The organism is Micromonospora sp. NPDC050187, from assembly GCF_044459745.1.
Lineage (GTDB): Bacteria > Actinomycetota > Actinomycetes > Mycobacteriales > Micromonosporaceae > Micromonospora.
This window is the reverse complement of sequence record NZ_JBITJH010000003.1, coordinates 316317-335629: the sequence shown is the minus strand read 5'-3', so window position 1 is coordinate 335629 and position 19313 is coordinate 316317. Positions and strand designations below refer to the sequence as shown.

The following is a 19313-nucleotide window of genomic DNA, read 5'->3' as shown; positions in this document are numbered from 1 at the left end:
CGTTATTTGGCCCGAATGCCGCGCGTGGCCCCACACTCCTGCCAATTATTTATTATGGGGGGCGCCTTTAAAAAACCCCCCCGGGGGTGGGGGGGGGGGCGGGGGGGGGGGGGCCCCCCCCCCCCCCCCCCCCCCCGGCCCACCCAAGCACGATGCACTCAAAGTGCGACCAATGAGTGGGATACGCTATGCGTGGTAAGACGACCAGGAAACATCAGTAGTAGAGCGAACCAACCACGGTGCCGCTACCAGGAAAGCCGTTGAAACCGAAATGGAAGCGAGTGGCTCCCCAGTTGCTGACGATGGTCGTCGCACTGAGACCGACATTCTTCGACCCGAAGACGACACCATTCGACTCGTACTTCAACTGTACGGTTCCAGCAATGAAGTCACTGTAACCGTCAGCCATGTCGAACCTGATGTCCGAGGTGCTGGTGTGGGAGCGAACATAATCCTCCCAAACGGTCCCGTTGGTGCTCCGGTAGTAGGGCATCGACACACTGTTCCATTGAGCCGCCGCCGCCGGAGCCGGCGCGACAAGGGCTCCCCCTGCCAACGCAACGACCGTCGCCACACCTGCCCGGAGTACATTCGATCGACGCATACCACTTCCTCCCCGTTCAAGACCCACACCTTGTGGACATCCCCACGCTATTACATTGATTGACATGCGTCCACCCCAACATAGCGCCGGACCAACTTTGTTGCGAAACTCCGACACTCTCCGCAACAATGCCAACCAGCTCCAGCAGCATCGCCCCGCATGCCTTGCAGCTCTGCACCGAAGTCAACCGACGCACGGCCACCACCGAGCGCACAAAAAGAACATTATTACAGCGCAAGCATTTGGCGCCCCAGTTGCATCGACCAAGGGGAATGAGCTACGGTGCCAATTGATCGACACCCACAGCCCTCACACCGGATGTCAGAAAGAATGGTCATTCCTTTGAGATTCAGAGGCGCAACCAGATCGGCTGCGACAGCGATCCTGGCATCACTTCTTACAGTGGCATGCTCAGCACCCGACAACGGAGACGAGAAAGAAAAGACTCCTCCGCGCCCCGCCCACGATTACCAGACCATGGATCGCGAATTTCAGGAAGCGACACGAGGACTGAGACTTCCTGAGGGAGTTCACTGGCCCGGTAAGGCCGAACAACTGGGGCCCGAAGACTCCTATGCGCCGGGCTATGGAATTTCCCAGGCAGAGAAGTTCTGGTACTGCAGTTGGGCAAGGGAGTGGCTCAGCAAGAGGACGGTGTCTCAATCAGACGCCCAGCGGGCTCTCCAAGAACTGAGCACCATCAAGCAGCGGCACCTCTATCGCAACGCCTTCGCTCCAGAGGTACGGCGCGAGACGGATCAAGAACTAGCCGCAGCCAGCAGGGGCGAACCAGGCCCGCTGACCGGCACCGTCAACCGAAATTGTTGACTCGTCCCTCCATGACGTTCTCCATTGCGGTGCGGCAGCGCCGGGCGGTGCGGAGGTACTCGTCGAGGAACTCGCCCGGGTCGTCCGCGCCGAGCAGTTGGACCACGCCGGCCAGTTCCACGCCGTGCCGGGGCAGCTGGTCGCCGTCGCGGCCCCGGACCAGCATCAGCGCGTTGCGGACCTGCGCGGCCGTCGTCCAGCCGGCGGCCATCGCGGCGGCGTCGGCCGGGTCGACCAGTCCGGCGTCGCGGGCGGCGGCCAGCGCCCCGAGGGTACGCGTGCCGCGCAGTTCCGGATGCCGGCCGGCGTACCGGAGTTGGAGCAGCTGCACCGCCCACTCGACGTCGGCGAGTCCGCCCCGGCCGAGCTTGGTGTGGGTGGCCGGGTCCGCGCCCCGGGGCAGCCGTTCGGTCTCCACCCGGGCCTTGATGCGCCGAATCTCGACGACCTGTTCCCGGCTGAGTCCGTCGGTGGGGTAGCGCACCGGCTCGATCATCGCCTCGAACTCCTCGCCGAGGTCGGGGTCGCCGCAGACGAACCGGGCGCGCAGCAGGGCCTGCGCCTCCCAGACCCGTGACCAGCGGGCGTAGTACTGGGCGTACGCGGCGAGGCTGCGGACCAGCGGTCCCTGTCGCCCCTCCGGGCGCAGGTCGGCGTCCACCCCGAGTGCCGGGTCGGGCGCGGGCATGCCGAGCAGCCGGCGTAGTTCCTCGGCGATGCCGCGTGCGGCGGCGCTGGCGTCGCTCTCCGGCACGCCGGGCGGGGCGTCGTAGACGAAGAGGACGTCGGCGTCGGAGAGGTAGTTCGACTCGTACCCGCCGAGGCGGCCCATGCCGATCACCGCGAACCGGAGTCCGGGCACGTCCGGGCGGGTGGCCCGGGCGGTGCGCAGCGCGGCGGTGAGGGTGGCGTCGGTGACCGCGGCCAGGGCCGCGCCGACGGCGCTGACGTCCGGTGGGCTCTGGCGGGCCGCCTTCGGGGCGAGCGAACCGGCCCGGGCGAGCACGTCGGCGCAGGCGAGCCGGACCAGTTCGCGGCGGCGCAGCGCGCGGACCGCGCGGGTGGCCTCCACCGGGTCGGTGTGCCGGGCCGCCGCCGCGGTGAAGCCCTCGCAGAGCACCTCGCGGGGGCGCGGGGTCAACTCGCTCTCCTCGGCCAGCAGCCGCAGCGCCTCGGGTTCCCGGGAGAGCAGGTCGGTGGCGTACCGGGACAGCGACAGCACCCGGGCCAGCCGGCGGGCCACCGGGCCCTCGTCACGCAGCACCCGCAGATACCAGGGGGTGCTGCCGAGTTTGTCGGAGACCTGCCGGTAGTTGAGCAGTCCCCGGTCCGGTTCCGGGGCGTCGGCGAACTCGCTGAGCAGCACCGGCAGCAGGGTGCGCTGGATGGCGGCGGTGCGGCTCACCCCACCGGTGAGGGCCTGGAGGTGGCGTAGTGCCCCGGCCGGGTCGGCGAAGCCGAGGATCTCCAGCCGGTTGCGGGCGGCCTCCGGGGTCAGCCGCAGCCCGTCGGCGGGTACCCGGGCCACCGACTCCAGCAGCGGCCGGTAGAGCAGCTTGGCGTGCAGCCGGCGTACCTCGGTGGCGTGGGTGACCCAGTCGGCGCGGAACGCCTCGACGGCGCTGCGTCCCGGCGTGGCGGTGTAGTCGAGCGCGGCGGCGAGCCAGCGCAGCCCGGCCGGCTCGGCCGGCACGGTGTGGGTGCGGCGCAGGCCCTGGAGCTGGAGACGGTGCTCGACGCCGCGCAGGAAGCGGTACCCGCGCAGCAGCCCCTCGCCGTCGGCGCGGCCCACGTAGCCACCGGCGACCAGCGCGCGCAGCGCCGGGATGGTGCCCGGTTCGCGCAGCGACTCGTCGCCCCGGCCGTGCACCAGTTGCAGCAGCTGCACGGCGAACTCGATGTCCCGCAGCCCGCCCGGACCACGCTTGATCTCGCGTTCCAGTTCCTTCGGCGGGACGTTCTCGATGATCTTGCGACGCATGGCCCGGACGTCGGAGACCGCCTCCGGGCGTTCGGCGGCCCGCCACACCAGCGGGGCGAGCTGGTCGATCCACTCCTGCGCCAGGGCCAGGTCACCGGCGGCCGGGCGGGCCTTCAGCAGCGCCTGGAACTCCCAGGTGCGTGCCCAGCGGCGGTAGTAGGCGAGGTGGCTGCCGAGGGTACGCACCAGCGGCCCCCGGTTGCCCTCCGGGCGCAGCGCGGCGTCCACCGGCCAGGCGACCAGCCCACAGACGTGGATCAGCCGGGTGGCGATCGTCGTGGCCACGGTCAGGTCGGCGTCGTCGTCGGCCACGAAGATCACGTCGACGTCGGAGACGTAGTTCAGCTCGCCCCCGCCGCACTTGCCCATCGCCACCACGGCCAGGCGGGGCACCGGTGTGCCCTCGGCCAGTTCGCCGACCGCGATGTCGTAGGCGGCGGCGAGGGTGGCGTCGGCGAGCGCGGAGAGCGCCGCCATGGTCTGTTCCAGGGCCCGACCGCCGGTCAGGTCGGCCGCCGCGATCCCCAGCAGGGCCAACCGGTACGCCGCGCGCAGCGCCGGGATCGGCTTGCCCTCGCCGAGCGGGCCGAGCCGCCCGTCGGCGGTGGGGGCGAGCCCGTCGCCGGCGGTGGCGAGGACCCGCCAGTGGTCCGGGTTGGCGACGAGGTGGTCGCCGAGCGCCGAGGACGCGCCCAGCACCGCGACCAGCCTGCGGCGCAGCCCCGGGTCGGCGTGCAGCGCGGCCAGCAGGGCCGGCTCCTCGGCGGTCCGCCGTTCGGCCTCGACGATCCGGTGCAGCTGGCGCAGGGCCAGGTCCGGGTCGGCGGCACGGGACAGCGCGGTCAGTAGTTCGGTGGCCGGCGCGTCGGCCGGTTCCTGCGATTCGGGCCGCCAGAGGCCGAGGCCGTCCGGGCCGAGCAGGTCGGCGGCGCGCACGCTCCCGTCGTCGCCGCTGCCGAAGCCGTACCGGGCGAGGCGGTTGGTCCTGGTGGATCTGGTCATGCCGGCTCAGTGCCCGAGCAGGGGCAGGGTGGGCCGGGGCGGTTCCTCGGCCAGCTCGCCGAGGGCCAGCGCGGCGAACCGGGCGGCGAAGGGCTGCCAGACCTCCTCGATGTCCACCATCACCGCGTCGCAGGCGGCCACCACCACCTCCGGGTCGTAGCCCAGCTCGGTCAGCAGCGCCGAGTCGGCGGCCCAGGTGGCGATCATGGCGGTGTCGCACTCGATGTGGAACTGGAGGCCCCAGGCCCGGTCGCCCATCCGGAACGCCTGGTGCGGGTAGCGGGTGGAGGCGGCCAGCAACGTCGCCCCCCGGGGCAGCTCGGTGATCTCGTCGACGTGCCACTGGATCACGTCGGGGATCAGCGGCACGTACCGGAAGAGCGGGTCGGCCTCGGCGGCGTCCCGCTTGCCGACCACGCACGGGCCGACCTCGGGGCCGGACGGGCTGCGCACCACCTCGCCGGCGTGCGCGGTGGCGAGGAGCTGGCCACCGAGGCAGATGCCGAGGGTGGGCACCCGGTGGCGTACCGCCTTGCGCAGCAGCCCCTCCAGGGCCGGGAACCAGGGCGCGCCGGGTGTGCCGTCCGGCTTCGGGTACGGCTGCTGTTCGCCGCCGAGCACCACCAGGGCGGCGTATCCGTCGAGGTCGGCGGGGAGGTCGTCACCGGCGTACGGGCGCAGGACCCGCAGCGTGAGCCCCGCCTCGGTCAGCCACTCCCCCAGGCGTCGGGGGTCGTCGGTCGGGTCGTTCTCGATCACCAGCGCGGTTGCCACGACGTCGAGGCTATCCGGTGGCCCCTGCCGCGCCGGACAGGCTCCGCCGCCGTGCGCCGTGCCTGACCGGGCTCCGCCGCCGTGCGCCGTGCCTGACCGGGCTCCGCCGCCGTGCGGCAAGGCCCCGGGCTAGGCTCTGCCGCCGTGCGGCAAGGCCCCGGGCTAGGCTCTGCCGCTGTGAGCCGTACCCCCGACGACGTGGTCCGCCCGCCCGCCCTGCGCCCGGGCGACACCGTCATGCTGGTGTCGCCGTCCGGACCGATCCGGCCGGAGCGGCTGGCCCGGGGCGTCGAGCTGCTCACCGGTTGGGGGCTGCGCCCGGTGCCGGCCCCGAACGCCTACGCCCGACACGGCTACCTGGCCGGCGCCGACGAGCTGCGTGCCGCCGACCTGAACGCCGCGTTCGCCGACCCCGAGGTGCGCGGGGTCATCTGCACCCGGGGCGGGTACGGCGCACAGCGCATGGTGGACGCGATCGACATGGCCGCCGTGCGCCGGGACCCGAAGGTGGTGGCCGGGTTCTCCGACATCACCGCCCTCCAGTTCGCGCTCTGGCGGGGCGCCCGGTTGGCCGGCGTACACGGGCCGGGGGCGGCCTGGCGGGACGAACGCACCCCGCTACGCTCGGCGGAGTCGCTGCACGCCGCGCTGACCACCACCGAACCGGTCACCGTGGCCGCCGACCCGGCCGAGGAGACCTTTCCGGTACGCGTACCGGGGCGGGCCACCGGGACGCTGCTCGGCGGGAACCTCTGCCTGGTCGTGGCCTCGCTCGGCACCCCGGACATGCCGGACCTGACCGGCGCGGTCCTGCTGGTCGAGGACGTGCAGGAGCCGCCGTACAAGGTGGACCGGATGCTCACCCAGCTCCGCCGGGCCGGGGCGCTGGACGGTCTCGCCGGCGTGGCGGTCGGCCAGTTCACCGACTGTGCCGACGGCTGGGACACCACCGTGGTCGACGTGCTCACCGACCGCCTCGGCGACCTGGGCGTCCCGGTGCTCGGCGGCCTGCCGATCGGCCACGGCCCCGGTCAGCTCACCGTCCCGATCGGCACCCCCGCCACCCTCGACACCGAGACCGGCACCCTCACCGTCGCCCCCGCTGTCCGCTGACCCCTTCCCGGCACGTCACCGGGACCAGTCGGCCCGATCACCGTTACCTCAGCCGGTGACGGGGCGTCGTCTTTCCGACTCGCTGTCGGCTTCGTTCCGGATTCACCCCCGCGATTCCCAGCGGAATGACAGGCTCACCATGGGTGACCTCCAGCAATCCCGGTCACCGTCGTCGAGTCCAGGTCACACCCGAGCAGCAGGAGGAAGCATGGCCAGGAAACACCTGATCGCCGGGCTCGTGGCGGCCGGCGCACTCGGACTGGGGGTGGCCGCGCCGGCGGTCGCCTTCGCCGAGAACGGCGAGACGACCGCACCGAGCCCCAGCGCGAGTGAGAGCACGACCGACCGCACCGAACGGCAGGACGCGTTCGCCGAGGCACTCGCCGAGGAGTTGGGCGTGCCGGCCGACAAGGTGACCGCCGCCCTGGAGAAGGTGCGCGAGGAGCGCAGGGGTGACCGGCCGGAGCGTGGTGGGTGGCGCGGTGGGTGGCGCGGTGGCGACGTCGCGGACCGGCAGGCCGCGATGAAGGAGCGGCTGGCCCAGGCCGTCAAGGACGGCAAGCTCACCCAGGAGCAGGCCGACGCGATCACCGCGGCGGTCGAGGCCGGGGTCTTCCCCGGCGGCCACCGGGGCGTTCGTCCCGGCCGCTGACCGTCGCCCGCTGACCGTCGCCCGCTGATCGTCGCGTTGATCAAGAGGTTCGCGTCAGGACCCGGCGCTCCCGGTGACGCGAACCTCTTGATCAACCCCCAGGCGGCGAGGGTCCGTCGCTCCGGCTCCCGGACCCCGTCGGGTGGGACTCCGGCACCCGCTGCCACGGCCCACGCACGGCATCGTCCGGCACCACCAGCCGTCGCAGTCGTTCGACCAGATCAGGGCGGGTCGTGACGAGCCATGGAGTCATCCGGGCGAACTGAGACGCCCCGTACCGATACCGCCTGAGGTCCAGCTCGGTCAGCCGGACGTGCGCCTCGGCCAGCAGGATCTCGAACTGCGGGTTGATGTCGACCGACATCCGGTCGGGAAGCTCGTCGAGCAGGTCGGCGAAGATCATGTCCGCCTCCCGGTCACGTCCCAGGAAGGCCAGGCAGCACCGGACGAAGGAGCAGCCGCTCACGACGTCCCAGACCTCGACGTCCACGAGGTCGTCGAGCACCCACGTCACGACCCGGGGGCGAACCGCCGAGTCCGTCGTGAGCCGGTCGAGCAGCAGGGTCACCAGTTGATTCCACTCCCGGGTCGGCACGAGGTCCGACTTCGCAGCCCGCACCACGGACCGGTACTGCTCCTCCTCGTCGATCCGATCCCCTCGGGACAGCGACCCGAGCCACATCCGGAGCAGGACGTGGAGCCCCGACTGCCAGCTGTTCCCTCCGCTCATCAGTCCCCCGAGCCGGAACGGGGGACGCTCCGACCACGGTTCCAGCGCGTGCAGGAGGAGATCGTCACCGTCACTCCAGCACTCGAAGTTCGCTCGCTGCCGCACCGCCGAGAAGCTTCCGGGCACGATTGCCGAGCCACCGGGGGGCAGGCCGTACGTCCAGGCGAGGTCCACCGGCGGCGGCTGCCAGTCCGGCTCGGCGAGACGTAGCCGGACATCACGTCGGATGCCATCGAGCAGCCGGTCCAGGGCGAACGCGCTGATCAGGCTGCCGTGCTCGTTCTCGTCGAGTTGCGACCGCCAGAGCAGGGCCTGCCCGCGCCACGGCTGCCCGGGGTCCGCAGCCCCGGGATAGAGGTCCCGGCCCCGGATCTCGCCGGCCGCGCACAGGATCAGCAGGAGCAGGTTCGCGCTGTACGCGGCGTGCCGCGCCGGCACCGGGAGCACCCGGGGCGCGTACTGCTCGAAGCGTCGGGGTGGACGCGGGTCGTGCACGGTCCGGAAGAGCCGGAGCAGCACGTCGGTCGCGTCCGCCCGGCGGTCGGTGTCCCACGACTGGAGCAGTTCGGTGAGGAAGGTGACGATCGGCGCCCGCCCGGTGAGCGTGGCGAAGGAGAGCAGCGCGGCCAGCGGATCGTCGTCGACGTCCGGCCGCAGGCTGCTGGCCGCGGCGACGGCGGTCAGGTCGCGCAGGACCAGGACGGTCGTCCGGGCGATCAGGAACTCGCCGAAGGTGGCGTGCAGGAACTCGTACGTCGCCATCCGGGTGCCGTCCCGGGTCGCCTGGGAGCGGTGCACGAAGAAGAACCGCCCGAGCACGGTCTCGGCGGGACGCAACGGAGCCCGCAGGTCGCCACCGCTGCGCGTCACCGACGTGCCGGCGGCCAGGAAGGGCAACCCGACCAGATCCGCCTCCAGGTCGTCCTCGGTGACCCACTGGACGCCCCGGTTGAACATGCCGAACGCCACCACCGCGAGCCGGCGCAGCTCGTCCTCGGTGGCCCGGTCCCGCTCCCGGTCGGTGAGCCCCGGCCGGTGCTTCTCCACCTCGCGCCGGGCGAAGCTGCGCAGCAACCGCTCGTACAGTTCACCCCGGCGCAGCTCCCCGGCGGAGCGCAGGTCGTGACCGGCGGCGGCGTAGAGCGTGAGCATCAGCAGCAGCAACGGCTGCTCGGCCAGTTCCCGGTGGGCGAGCGTCGCCGCCGGGTCCACCGGTGGTACGCCGAGCGGGGCGAACCGGTCGGCGTTGACCCGGTTCCAGGTCGCCACCCAGCGCCGTACCCGGGTCTCGTCGAACGGTTCCAGCCGCAGCGCGACCGTCTCCGGTGGCGGCTTGGCCCGGTCGGCGACGCTCGTCCGGGTGGTGACCAGCACCGCCACCGGCCGCCCCTGCTCGGCCTCCCGGCGCTGGAAGCGGGCGACCCGCAGCAGGTAGTCGGTCTGGGTCACGCCGGTGGCCTGAAGCAGCTCGTCGAAGCCGTCGAGGAGCACCACCGGCAGCGCGTCCCCGGCGGAGCGGACCAGCGCCGGCCAGTCCAGTCGTTCCCCGGTGTCGTACCGGATCGCCTGTTCGATCTGGTCCTGGAGGTCCGCTTCGACGGTCACCTCGCGCAGCGGCACCCGGACCGCCAGGAAGTCGGCCGGCGGGAGCTGGGCCGCCAGCACCCGGGTCAGCACGGACTTGCCGGAACCGGGCTGGCCGAGCACCAGCAGCGGTGCCCGGGTGGCGGCCGGCGAGGTCAGGTGGCCGGTCAGGACGTCCGCCAGGTCGTCCCGGACGTCCTGACCGGCCCACCATTCCTCGTCACTGGGTCGCGCCCGCTGCGCCAGCACCGCCACCCGGCACCGGGGCGGCACGTACGCCTCGCCGAGCAGGGGCATCCGGAACCCGTCCGGGGCCTCCGCCGACTCGACGATCGGCCGGTCGAGTTTCGCCGCGTGGGCCCGGGCCAGGGCAGCCCGACGGTCGTCCGGCAGCCGGCCGGTGGAGATCCCGGCGAGTACCCGGTGCAGCTCCCCGAGCCCGGCGGCGAGCTGCCGCACCTCGTCCCGGGTGGCCTGGTGCTCGTGCAGCCCCGACCAGTACGCCACCTCGGGGAAGGCCGTCGCCAACGCGGTGAGCAGGTCCCGGTGTCGCGCCACCGCCTCATCCGGCATTCGGCGCACCAGGTCCTGGAACGCCCGCTGTTGGGTCGCGGGCAGCCGCTCCCAGGCGGCCAGACCGGTCACGTGCTCGACCAGGCGGGTGCCGAGTTCCCGGTAGTGCTCGCCCAGCGTACGGCGGAGTTCGGCGTAGGGCAGGTGGGCACCGGGCGTCCGGTCGGCCAGGGTGAACATCTGCGCGACGACCGTCCTGAGCTGCACGGCGCCGCCGCCGGCCAGGGCGAGCTGCTCGGTCTTGTCGATCGCCAGGTCGGCGAAGGCGAACGGCAGCTCGGCCTCGTCCAGCACCTCGAAGAAGGCGGTCACCGCGATGACCGCGTGCGCCGCCTCCAACCGCTGCGTCCGGCCGTACCGGGACAGGCCGGAACGCTGCTCGGCCAGGTGCCGCAGCAGGTCCCGGCCGAGCCGGACGAACTCGGCCTTGGCGTCGAAGAGGCCGAGCAGTGCCGGCACCGGCACCGAGCCGGCGATCAGGGCCCACCCTGCCAGCCGGTCGAACGCCTCGACGAAGCGACTCCGCTCGCCACCGAGCAGGCGTACGGCGTCGGCGTAGCTGAGCACCTCCGGCACGGTCCGCGTCCCTCCCCTGACTCTCCGGCCACCAGCATGCCGGGCGTCCGCCACCCCGACGCCCCGCCACGCCCGCGGGGAGAGCCCAGGACCTTGGACAGCTACCGTCCGAATAGAACGTAACTGTCCAAGATTCGCGGATGCGCGGGGTGACGACGGCGTCGCGGTCGCCGGTTGGGGCGGCTGGGACGGGTTTGGATGCGGGCCGGCGGGTCAGGCGATGCAGGCGCAGACGATCAACGCGGCTCCGAAGTGGGTGGCCGCGCTGACCTTGCCCGCCGGGTGCGGCTCGTCGGCGCAGATGATCTCACCGAGCTTGCCCGGGGTCAGCAGGTCGAGCACGAAGAACGCCAGCGCCATGATGACCAGGCCGACCAGCCCGAAGACCGCCGTCGAGGCGAGCCCCCTGCCGAAGTCGTCGTAGCTGGTGAAGATCGCGGTGAACACGATCGCGGCGATGCCGAGCTGGTTCGCGGCGAGCAGCAACGCGGCGTTGGCGTTGCGCCGGACCCAGATGAGATCCCGAAGCTTGCCGGGGGTGAGCACGTCGACCAGGCCGAAGCCGGCCGCCATCAACACGACACCGACGATTCCGAACACGATGCTCTGCATCGCTCCGGTAAAGAGGTCCTCCAGCACCGACTGCCTCCCACAAGGTGTGCCGGTCAAGGGACGCCGGCAACGTGGTCGAGACGATAGCGGCAGGCCGCAACCGGGTCAGAGGGAGAGGTAGCGTTGCCGCTCGTAGGGGGTGACCTCGCGGCGGTACTGCTCCCACTCGGCCCGCTTGTTGCGGAGGAAGAAGTCGAAGACGTGCTCACCGAGCACCTCGGCGACCAGCTCCGAACCGGACATCACGTCGATCGCCTCGGCCAGGTTCTCCGGCAGCGACTCGTAGCCCATCGCCCGGCGCTCGGCGCTGGACAGTGACCAGACGTCGTCCTCGGCCCCCGCCGGCAGCTCGTAGCCCTCCTCGATGCCCTTGAGCCCGGCACCGAGCATCACCGCGAAGGCGAGGTACGGGTTGGTCGCCGAGTCCAGCGATCGGACCTCGACCCGGGCCGAGTTCGGCTTGCCGTAGGCGGGGACGCGGACCAGCGCGGAGCGGTTGAGGTGCCCCCAGCAGACGTACGCCGGGCTCTCGGTGATCCGGTCCGGCAGCGCCAGCGGGAAGAGCCGCTTGTACGAGTTGACCCACTGGTTGGTCACCGCGGTGTACTCCCGGGCGTGGGTGAGCAGCCCCGCGATGAAGGACTTCGCCACCTTGGAGAGCTTCATCGGGTCTTCCGCGTCGTGGAAGACGTTGCGCTCCCCCTCGAACAGCGACAGGTGGGTGTGCATGCCGCTGCCCGGCTGGTCGGTGAAGGGCTTGGGCATGAAGCTGGCCTGCACGCCGGTGGAGAGCGCCACCTCCTTGACCACGTGCCGGAAGGTCATGATGTTGTCGGCGGTGGTCAGCGCGTCGGCGTACCGCAGGTCGATCTCCTGCTGGCCGGGGGCCACCTCGTGGTGGCTGAACTCGACCGAGATGCCGATCCGTTCCAGCGCGAGCACCGCCTGCCGGCGGAAGTCCCGGGCCACCGCGTGGGTGGTGTGCTCGAAGTAGCCGCCGGTGTCCACCGGGACCGGCACCGAGCCGTCCTGCGGGCCGTTCTCCAGCAGGAAGAACTCGATCTCGGGGTGGGTGTAGAACGTGAATCCCCGGTCCGCGGCCCGGGACAGCGCCCGGCGCAGCACGTGCCGGGGGTCGGCCCAGGACGGGCTGCCGTCGGGCAGGAGGATGTCGCAGAACATCCGGGCGCTCTCGCCGCTGACCCCGCCCTCGAAGGGGAAGACCTGGAAGGTGGTCGGGTCGGGCATGGCCACCATGTCGGACTCGAAGACCCGGGCGAAGCCCTCGATCGCCGAGCCGTCGAAACCGATGCCCTCCTCGAAGGCGGCCTCCAGTTCGGCGGGCGCGACGGAGACGCTCTTGAGCGTGCCGAGCACGTCGGTGAACCACAGCCGGACGAAACGGATGTCCCGCTCTTCCAGCGTACGGAGGACGAACTCCTGCTGACGGTCCACTTCCACCCCTCGCACGTCGCACGCCCGTCGTCGGAACTCCCCGGGACGGCCTGACCGACCAGTGTCCACCGGCCTCGTTACGCCGACGTTACGCGACCACCGGACCCCGCGCCCCGGCTGTCCCACCGTCCGGGGCCTGCGCCATGTCCCCTCGCGTGTCGCGTGACCCACGACCGCCCCGCGCACCCGGAGACCCCGTAGACCCGGCCGACACGACGCCCGCCGGGCCGGGCGACCATTCGGCGACGACGGAGGTTGGCCGAGCGGCTGCTCGATGGCCGGCACCGCCGTTTCCGGATTGTGCCGAACCAGCGGGCGAGCGCTTATCACAGCACAAGCGCGACCAGCCGCGAGCCGACGCACACATTCCCTTCATGCCCACTGGCGCCGCATACCGATCTGTCGCGATCCGCGCGGCGTTCCGCACGTGAGAACAATCGGCAGCAATCGCCGCAGTTGCTCCTGAATACGGACCCGCACGTCCACCCACACCTGGCGAAATCGACATCACCCCACCGAACAGAATTGGTGCCGGCATTTCCCATGTGCCGACCACCTCCAACCGCCTTCGGACATGTCCCGAGAGTCGCGGACTCGGCGAAAAAGCACCGCTTCCAACCCTCCCCCGCCGGCAATTTAGACGACAATTTGCTTCTTGACGCATTGATCGGCACCGCAATAGCCTTACGTTGCGCACCTCGACGGAAGTCGAGAACCAAGGTGTTGGCCAGCATCAATGCCGCTTTTACCAAGGGAGCTGTAAATGTCACGAGCCAAGAAGCGTGCCCTGGTCGCCTCCGCCTTCGCGGTCGCCGCCCTCGGTGGGACGCTGCTCACCGGTGTCGGTGCCGCCAGCGCCGCGACGATCAGCCATCTGCCGCCCCTCCCGCGCCCGTGCAGCGTCCAGGTCACGGCGAGCGTGGACCTGCACGTCGCCCCGGACCTCGACAGCCCGATCGCCGGGCAGCTGGATGCCGACACCACGGTGACCGTGGTGGGTACCACCATCGGCACCGACGGGACGATCTGGCTGCGGCTGGACAACGGCCTCTACCTGCAGGCGAGCCTGGCCGTGGACCTGGACTGCGACCTGACCTTCTGAGGCACTGCCATGCCCGGTGGCGGTCAGGGCTCGTTACCGGAGCCGCCGAGTTCCTGACCGCCACCGACCCGCTTGCCCAACCGGCACGCCGGGTCGTCAGCATCAACCCTCCGGTGGTCTCCCCTGGCTGTGCCGTCCCACGACGACGTGGTTCGGCGGCCAGACGGCAGATCACTGGAGGGTCGTCGCCGGAGCCCGTCTCACGCACCCGAATTTGACACCGATCCACAGCGCCCCTGCCGACCCGCGCCCCGGGAAGCCCTCTGCCACAATCTGCGCGTGCTCGGCGGGGCTGAGCGGAAGGGCCGAACCGCATGCTCAACCCCGACATCGTACGGGTGCGAGAGTCAGCCGTCCGGCGGTGTCTCGCGGCCGGTGCCAGCCGGCACGACGCGGAGGACTGCGCGCAGGAGGCTCTCCTGGCCCTGCTGGGTAAGCCGGAGTTGGCACGCGCCACGACGGCCACCGCCTGGGCGTCGACTGTCGCCTACCGGCGCTACGTGGATCTGCTCCGCCGCCGGGGCCGGGAACAGACCGCCGCAGCCAGGCTTGGTGACGAGGCGGATCGGACCATGCCGGAACTCGCCGAGGCTGTCACCGACCGGGAGCTGGCAAGCTGGCTCGTCGACGAACTGCGACGCCTACCGACCACGACCCAGGAAGTGGTCGCCGCTACGGGTCGTGGCGTCGACACCGACACCGTCGCCCGGCGTCTCGGCCTGACTCGCCGTTCCGTCGAGTCCCACCTGACCAGGGCGCGGCGGTGGCTGCGGTCGGCTTCGGCCGCGGTGCTCGTACCACCGTGGCTCGTGGCACTCCGACGGCTGGTCGGATCCGCCACTCCGGCCACTGCCACCGTCGCCGTGGTCACCGCCGCCGTCGTGCTGGCGCTCCCGCACGTGGAACGCGTGGAGGCCGAGCCGTCCCGGCCGTCGCGGCTCCCCACCCGCGGATCGACCTTCGCCCCGAGCAGCGACCAGACCCGTACCCCGGGCACCCCGCCGGCCGCGTCCGTCCAGCCACAGGCGCCGGGGATCGTACCGACGCCGACATCGACGGCCTCGCCCCGGCCGTCCGAGCTGCCATCGCGCCCTCCGCTGCTCGACGGCGTCCCCCGGCCGACCGACAACGGTCGTCCGCCGCTGTCCCGACTGCCGAAACTACGCGACCCGGACCGCGCACTTCCCGATCCGAGGTCACTGCTGCCCGACCTGAAACCGCTGCCGAAGCCGCCGATCGTGGTGCCATCGGTCGTGCCGATCCCGCCACGGCCGGACGTGTCACGGAGCATCGGCCCGATCATCCCTGTTCGCCCTGGGTGACGGCCACGGCAACCCGCCTCCGACCCGCCCCGGCCGACTCACCCACCTCCCCGGTCGCACCGGACGGTGGGCTGCCCGCCGAGCCGGGCCGGACGGGCTGGGGCAAGATGAGGACATGCCCACCCTGCGCCTCGCTCTCGCCCAGGTCAACCCGACGGTCGGCGATCTGGCCGGCAACGCCGAGCTGGTCCGCCGGTGGACCCGCCGGGCGGCGGACGCCGGTGCCCGGCTCGTCGCCTTCCCGGAGATGGTGCTGACCGGCTACCCGGTCGAGGACCTGGTCTTCCGTCGCTCGTTCGTGGCCGCGTCCCGGGCCGCGCTGCACCGGCTCGCCGCCGACCTGGCCGCCGACGGCCTCGGCGACCTGCCGGTCGTGGTCGGCTACCTGGACGCCGACGGTCCGCCGCAGGTCAGCGCGGACGCCGAACCGGGCCGGGGGGCACGCAACGCCGCCGCGGTGCTGCACGCGGGGACGGTGGTGGCCACCTACTTCAAGCACCACCTGCCCAACTACGGCGTCTTCGACGAGGACCGCTACTTCGTCGGTGGGGACACGCTGACCGTGGTGCGGGTCGACGGCGTGGACGTGGCGCTGACCATCTGCGAGGACCTCTGGCAGGCCGGCGGGCCGTTCGCGGTGGCCCGACAGGCCGGGGTGGGGCTGGTGGTCACCATCAACGGCTCACCGTACGAGCTGAACAAGGACGACATCCGGCTGCCGCTGGTCGGCCGCCGGGCCGCCGAGGCCGGGGCGGCCATCGCGTACGTGAACATGGTCGGCGGCCAGGACGAGCTGGTCTTCGAGGGCGACTCGATGGTGGTGGCCACCGACGGCACGCTGCTCGCCCGCGCCCCGCAGTTCGTCGAGCACCTGATGGTGCACGACCTCGACCTGCCGGCCGCCCCGGAGTCCAGCGCACCGGAGTCCGGGGAACTGGCCGACGGGATGCGGATCAGCCGCACCCGGATCAGTGACGCCGGTGCCGCACCCGCCGGACCGCCGGCCGCCGGTGGGATCATCGAGCCGGTCGCCGACGAGGCCGAGGTGTGGCAGGCCCTGGTGCTGGGGCTGCGCGACTACGTCGACAAGAACCGGTTCCCCTCGGTGGTGCTCGGCCTCTCCGGCGGCATCGACTCGGCGGTGGTGGCGGCCCTCGCGGTCGACGCGCTCGGCCCGCAGCGGGTGGTCGGGGTCTCCCTGCCCAGCCAGCACTCCTCCGAGCACTCCCGGGAGGACGCGGCGGAGCTGGCCAAGCGGACCGGGCTGGACTACCGCGTCGAGCCGATCCAGCCGATGGTGGACACCTTCCTGGCGAACCTGTCGCTGTCCGGAGTGAGCGTGGAGAACCTCCAGGCCCGGGTCCGTGGGGTGATCCTCATGGCCCTGTCGAACCAGGAGGGGCACCTGGTCCTGACCACCGGCAACAAGAGCGAGCTGGCGGTCGGCTACTCCACCCTCTACGGCGACTCCGTCGGCGGTTACAACCCGGTCAAGGACGTCTGGAAGACGCTGATCTGGCGGCTGGCGAAGTGGCGCAACGCCGACGCGGCCAGCCGGGGCGAGACGCCACCGATCCCGGAGAACTCGATCGGCAAGCCGCCGAGCGCCGAACTGAGCCCCGGCCAGCTCGACAGCGACACCCTGCCCGACTACACGGTGCTCGATCCGATCCTGATCGGTTACGTCGACGGCGACCTGGGCCGGGACGGGCTCATCGAGGCGGGCCACGACCCGGCGATGATCGACCGGGTGCTGCGGATGGTGGATACCGCCGAGTACAAGCGCCGGCAGTCCGCGCCGGGCACGAAGATCTCCATGAAGGCGTTCGGCCGGGATCGGCGGCTGCCGATCACGAACCGGTGGCGCGAGCACGGCTGAGCCGCCGGCGTCGGTGCCGGAGCGGGCGGCCCGCTCCGGCGGGTCGCGGGGCCGCTGCACGGGCTGTGAATTCCTCCACTGCGCTCTGCCGGGCCGCCCTCGGACGGTGCGACGATGCGGGTGGCCCGGGGACCGCGAGGGCGGCCTCGAGGCGAGAGGAGCGGACATGTCCGATGCAACGAGTGGTGCCGTGCCCAGCGGCGACCCCGGTCCCCACGAGGTGACGGCGCTCTACGGCGGGCCGGCGACCCGGCGGGTGCGCACCCGGGACCTGCTCGCCGCCAAGGAGCGCGGCGAGCGGTGGCCGATGCTGACCGCGTACGACCAGTACACCGCCGCGATCTTCGACCAGGCGGGCATCCCGGTGCTGCTGGTCGGCGACTCGGCGGCGAACAACGTCTTCGGCCACGAGACCACCCTGCCGGTCACCGTCGACGAGATGCTGTCCCTGGTCCGGGCGGTGGTCCGGGCCACCCGACACGCCCTGGTCGTGGCCGACCTGCCCTTCGGCTCGTACGAGGAGGGGCCGACGCAGGCGCTGCGCACGGCGGTGCGGTTCATGAAGGAGGGCGGCTGCCACGCGGTGAAGCTGGAGGGCGGCCGACGCTGCGCCCCCCAGGTCGAGGCGATCACCGGGGCGGGCATCCCGGTGATGGCGCACGTCGGCTTCACCCCGCAGCGGGAGCACACCATCGGCGGGTACCGGGTGCAGGGACGCGGTGAGGCCGCCGACGAGGTGCTGGCCGACGCGCGGGCGGTGGCCGAGGCGGGCGCCTTCGCGGTGGTGCTGGAGATGGTGCCCGGTGAGGTCGCCAAACGGGTGACCGGTGCGCTGACCATCCCGACCGTCGGCATCGGCGCCGGTCCGGAGACCGACGCGCAGGTGCTGGTCTGGCAGGACATGGCCGGCCTGCGCACCGGGAGGGCCCCCCGGTTCGTCAAGCGCTACGCCGACGTGGCCGGGGTGCTGACCGAGGCGACCCGCCGGTTCGCCGACGAGGTCCGCGCCGGGGAGTTCCCGGCCCCCGAGCACACGTTCTGAGGTGCGGGTCGGGCCGGGTGCCTCCCCGGCCCGACACCCGCAGGTGACGGTCGGCCGACGACGCCGACACCGGGACCGTCGCGGTGGCGGGGGCCGACGGCCACAATCGGCGGGTGGACGACGACTTCGGGATACCGGGCTACCGGGCGCGGTGGCTGACCGGGCGTACGGCCGTCGCCGCCGCGCACGGAGCACGGCTGGCCGGGCTGACCGGCCGTACGCTGACCCGGGTATGGCTGGCCTGGGACCTGACCGACGACTCCTGGTGGGCCGACTGCCCGGTCCTGCTGGACTTCGCCGGTGAGCAGGTCGAGGTCAACCACTGGAAGTTCGACGAGGTGGCGATCTCCTGGAACACCGTCGACCCGGCGCGCGCCGTCCGGTGGCCCGGCCTGGACGACGTCCCGATCGCCTGGCGTCCGGAGCCGATGCCCGAACTGGTCGGCCTGCTCGGCCGCCCGGTGGTCGGCGTCGAGCTGCCGTGTTGGCACGGCGACCCGGGCGACCTCGCCAACGGGACCGTGGCGCTCGGCGTCGACTTCGGCGACACGGTGCTGGCCGTCTTCAACGCGCTCGACGAGAACGGTGTCTCCGTCGGCCCGCTGCCGCCCGGGTACCGGCGTCACCGACTCACAGGTCGGTGACCCGGATGCCGGCGTGCGCCTTGTACCGCTTGTTGATGGCGATCAGGTTGGCGGTGAACGCCTCGATCTGGTGGGCGTTGCGCAGCCGGCCGGCGTAGATGCCCCGCATACCGGGGATCCGGGCGGCCAGCGCGGCGACCATCGCTGCGGCGTCCCGGTCCTCGGTGCAGACGAGCACGTCGAGCTGGATCCGGTCGACCTCCGGGTCGGCCAGCAGGGGCGCGCTGACGTGGTTGAACGCGGCGCACACCCGGGACTCGGGCAGCAGCGCGGCGGCCTGCTGGACGGCGCTGCCCTCCTCGACGGTCAGCGCGTACGGGCCCTGCTTGTCGAAGCCGAGCGGGTTCACGCAGTCGACGACGATCTTGCCGGCGAGCGGTCCGGCCAGGGCGGCGACGGTGGCGGCGTGCCCGTCCCACGGCACCGCCACGATCACCACGTCGCTGCGCCGGGCCACCTCCTCGTTGCCGGCCCCGGTGACGGTGGCGTCGGCGGCCACCCCGGGCAACGACGCGATCTCCTGCGCGGCCTCCTCGGCACGTTCGGCGGACCGGGAGCCGATCAGCACGGCCTGCCCGGCGCGGGCGAACCGGTAGGCGAGCCCCCGCCCCTGGTCGCCGGTGCCGCCGATGATGCCCACGGTCAGCCCGGACACGTCGGGCAGTGCGCTCGCGTCGTATGCCATGGGCTCATCCTCGCAAACGGCCCCTCGCAACCGGCAGAGCCGTCGGTGGTGAGAAAGCCCGCAGCCCGCCCGGGCGGGGACGACCACGACCGGTCCGGCGCTCCTCGGGCCGGCGGCGACCGGCGACGGCCTGTTCCGGGCCGTCGGGTGGGCGG

Annotated in this window: 14 protein-coding genes; 7 read left to right on the top strand and 7 right to left on the bottom strand. The window is 72.1% G+C overall.

Annotation, left to right across the window (positions count from 1 at the left end):
- Positions 1-214: 214 nt before the first annotated feature.
- The 3 genes from ACIBJE_RS07325 to ACIBJE_RS07315 all read right to left on the bottom strand — a co-directional run bounded on the left by ACIBJE_RS07325 (position 215) and on the right by ACIBJE_RS07315 (position 5189).
- On the bottom strand, positions 215-604 hold the full coding sequence (locus tag ACIBJE_RS07325; RefSeq protein ID WP_396744287.1) for a hypothetical protein: 390 nt from the start codon (positions 602-604) through the stop codon (positions 215-217).
- 811 nt (positions 605-1415) lie between these two features.
- On the bottom strand, positions 1416-4415 hold the full coding sequence (locus tag ACIBJE_RS07320) for a bifunctional [glutamine synthetase] adenylyltransferase/[glutamine synthetase]-adenylyl-L-tyrosine phosphorylase (protein ID WP_396744284.1): 3000 nt from the start codon (positions 4413-4415) through the stop codon (positions 1416-1418).
- Between the two features lie 6 nt (positions 4416-4421).
- Positions 4422-5189: a type 1 glutamine amidotransferase gene (locus ACIBJE_RS07315; protein WP_396744281.1), complete on the bottom strand. Its 768-nt coding sequence runs from the start codon at positions 5187-5189 to the stop codon at positions 4422-4424.
- A gap of 237 nt (positions 5190-5426) precedes the next feature.
- On the opposite strand from ACIBJE_RS07315, the gene ACIBJE_RS07310 reads away from it, so the two are divergent.
- The gene (locus ACIBJE_RS07310) at positions 5427-6302 is read left to right on the top strand and encodes an LD-carboxypeptidase (RefSeq protein ID WP_396744572.1); all 876 of its coding nucleotides are present in this window, start codon (positions 5427-5429) and stop codon (positions 6300-6302) included.
- Between the two features lie 208 nt (positions 6303-6510).
- The gene (locus tag ACIBJE_RS07305) at positions 6511-6954 is read left to right on the top strand and encodes a hypothetical protein (protein WP_396744278.1); all 444 of its coding nucleotides are present in this window, start codon (positions 6511-6513) and stop codon (positions 6952-6954) included.
- A gap of 91 nt (positions 6955-7045) precedes the next feature.
- Here ACIBJE_RS07305 and ACIBJE_RS07300 read toward each other — a convergent pair whose 3' ends face one another.
- The 3 genes from ACIBJE_RS07300 to glnA all read right to left on the bottom strand — a co-directional run bounded on the left by ACIBJE_RS07300 (position 7046) and on the right by glnA (position 12484).
- Complete coding sequence (locus ACIBJE_RS07300; RefSeq protein ID WP_396744275.1) at positions 7046-10417, bottom strand: NACHT domain-containing protein; 3372 nt, start codon at positions 10415-10417, stop codon at positions 7046-7048.
- Positions 10418-10630: 213 nt separating this feature from the next.
- Positions 10631-11056, bottom strand: coding sequence for a DUF350 domain-containing protein (locus ACIBJE_RS07295; RefSeq protein ID WP_396744272.1), 426 nt, complete (start codon positions 11054-11056; stop codon positions 10631-10633).
- Between the two features lie 78 nt (positions 11057-11134).
- Positions 11135-12484, bottom strand: a complete 1350-nt coding sequence (gene glnA, locus ACIBJE_RS07290; protein WP_396744569.1) for a type I glutamate--ammonia ligase — start codon at positions 12482-12484, stop codon at positions 11135-11137.
- A gap of 763 nt (positions 12485-13247) precedes the next feature.
- On the opposite strand from glnA, the gene ACIBJE_RS07285 reads away from it, so the two are divergent.
- The 5 genes from ACIBJE_RS07285 (at position 13248) to ACIBJE_RS07265 (ending at position 18473) form a co-directional block, all read left to right on the top strand.
- Complete coding sequence (locus ACIBJE_RS07285; RefSeq protein WP_396744269.1) at positions 13248-13586, top strand: hypothetical protein; 339 nt, start codon at positions 13248-13250, stop codon at positions 13584-13586.
- A 338-nt stretch (positions 13587-13924) separates the two neighbouring features.
- Complete coding sequence (locus ACIBJE_RS07280; protein ID WP_396744266.1) at positions 13925-14908, top strand: RNA polymerase sigma factor; 984 nt, start codon at positions 13925-13927, stop codon at positions 14906-14908.
- A 115-nt stretch (positions 14909-15023) separates the two neighbouring features.
- On the top strand, positions 15024-16787 hold the full coding sequence (locus tag ACIBJE_RS07275; RefSeq protein ID WP_396744263.1) for an NAD+ synthase: 1764 nt from the start codon (positions 15024-15026) through the stop codon (positions 16785-16787).
- A gap of 166 nt (positions 16788-16953) precedes the next feature.
- Positions 16954-17829, top strand: a complete 876-nt coding sequence (panB, locus tag ACIBJE_RS07270; RefSeq protein WP_396744260.1) for a 3-methyl-2-oxobutanoate hydroxymethyltransferase — start codon at positions 16954-16956, stop codon at positions 17827-17829.
- 113 nt (positions 17830-17942) lie between these two features.
- Entirely contained in the window at positions 17943-18473 is a 531-nt protein-coding gene (locus ACIBJE_RS07265; protein WP_396744257.1) for a hypothetical protein, read from the top strand.
- On the opposite strand, the gene npdG is transcribed toward ACIBJE_RS07265, so the two are convergent.
- Positions 18460-19158, bottom strand: coding sequence for an NADPH-dependent F420 reductase (npdG, locus tag ACIBJE_RS07260; RefSeq protein ID WP_396744254.1), 699 nt, complete (start codon positions 19156-19158; stop codon positions 18460-18462). The two genes, ACIBJE_RS07265 and npdG, sit on opposite strands and share 14 nt — an antisense overlap.
- Positions 19159-19313 lie beyond the last annotated feature (155 nt).

What these genes read in the sequence shown, in the direction of transcription:
- ACIBJE_RS07325 (WP_396744287.1), bottom strand. Translation starts at nt 604, where the DNA reads ATGCGTCGATCGAATGTACTCCGGGCAGGTGTGGCGACGGTCGTTGCG.
- ACIBJE_RS07320 (WP_396744284.1), bottom strand. Translation starts at nt 4,415, where the DNA reads ATGACCAGATCCACCAGGACCAACCGCCTCGCCCGGTACGGCTTCGGC.
- ACIBJE_RS07310 (WP_396744572.1), top strand. Translation starts at nt 5,427, where the DNA reads ATGCTGGTGTCGCCGTCCGGACCGATCCGGCCGGAGCGGCTGGCCCGG.
- ACIBJE_RS07305 (WP_396744278.1), top strand. Translation starts at nt 6,511, where the DNA reads ATGGCCAGGAAACACCTGATCGCCGGGCTCGTGGCGGCCGGCGCACTC.
- ACIBJE_RS07285 (WP_396744269.1), top strand. Translation starts at nt 13,248, where the DNA reads ATGTCACGAGCCAAGAAGCGTGCCCTGGTCGCCTCCGCCTTCGCGGTC.
- ACIBJE_RS07275 (WP_396744263.1), top strand. Translation starts at nt 15,024, where the DNA reads ATGCCCACCCTGCGCCTCGCTCTCGCCCAGGTCAACCCGACGGTCGGC.
- panB (WP_396744260.1), top strand. Translation starts at nt 16,954, where the DNA reads ATGTCCGATGCAACGAGTGGTGCCGTGCCCAGCGGCGACCCCGGTCCC.
- npdG (WP_396744254.1), bottom strand. Translation starts at nt 19,158, where the DNA reads ATGGCATACGACGCGAGCGCACTGCCCGACGTGTCCGGGCTGACCGTG.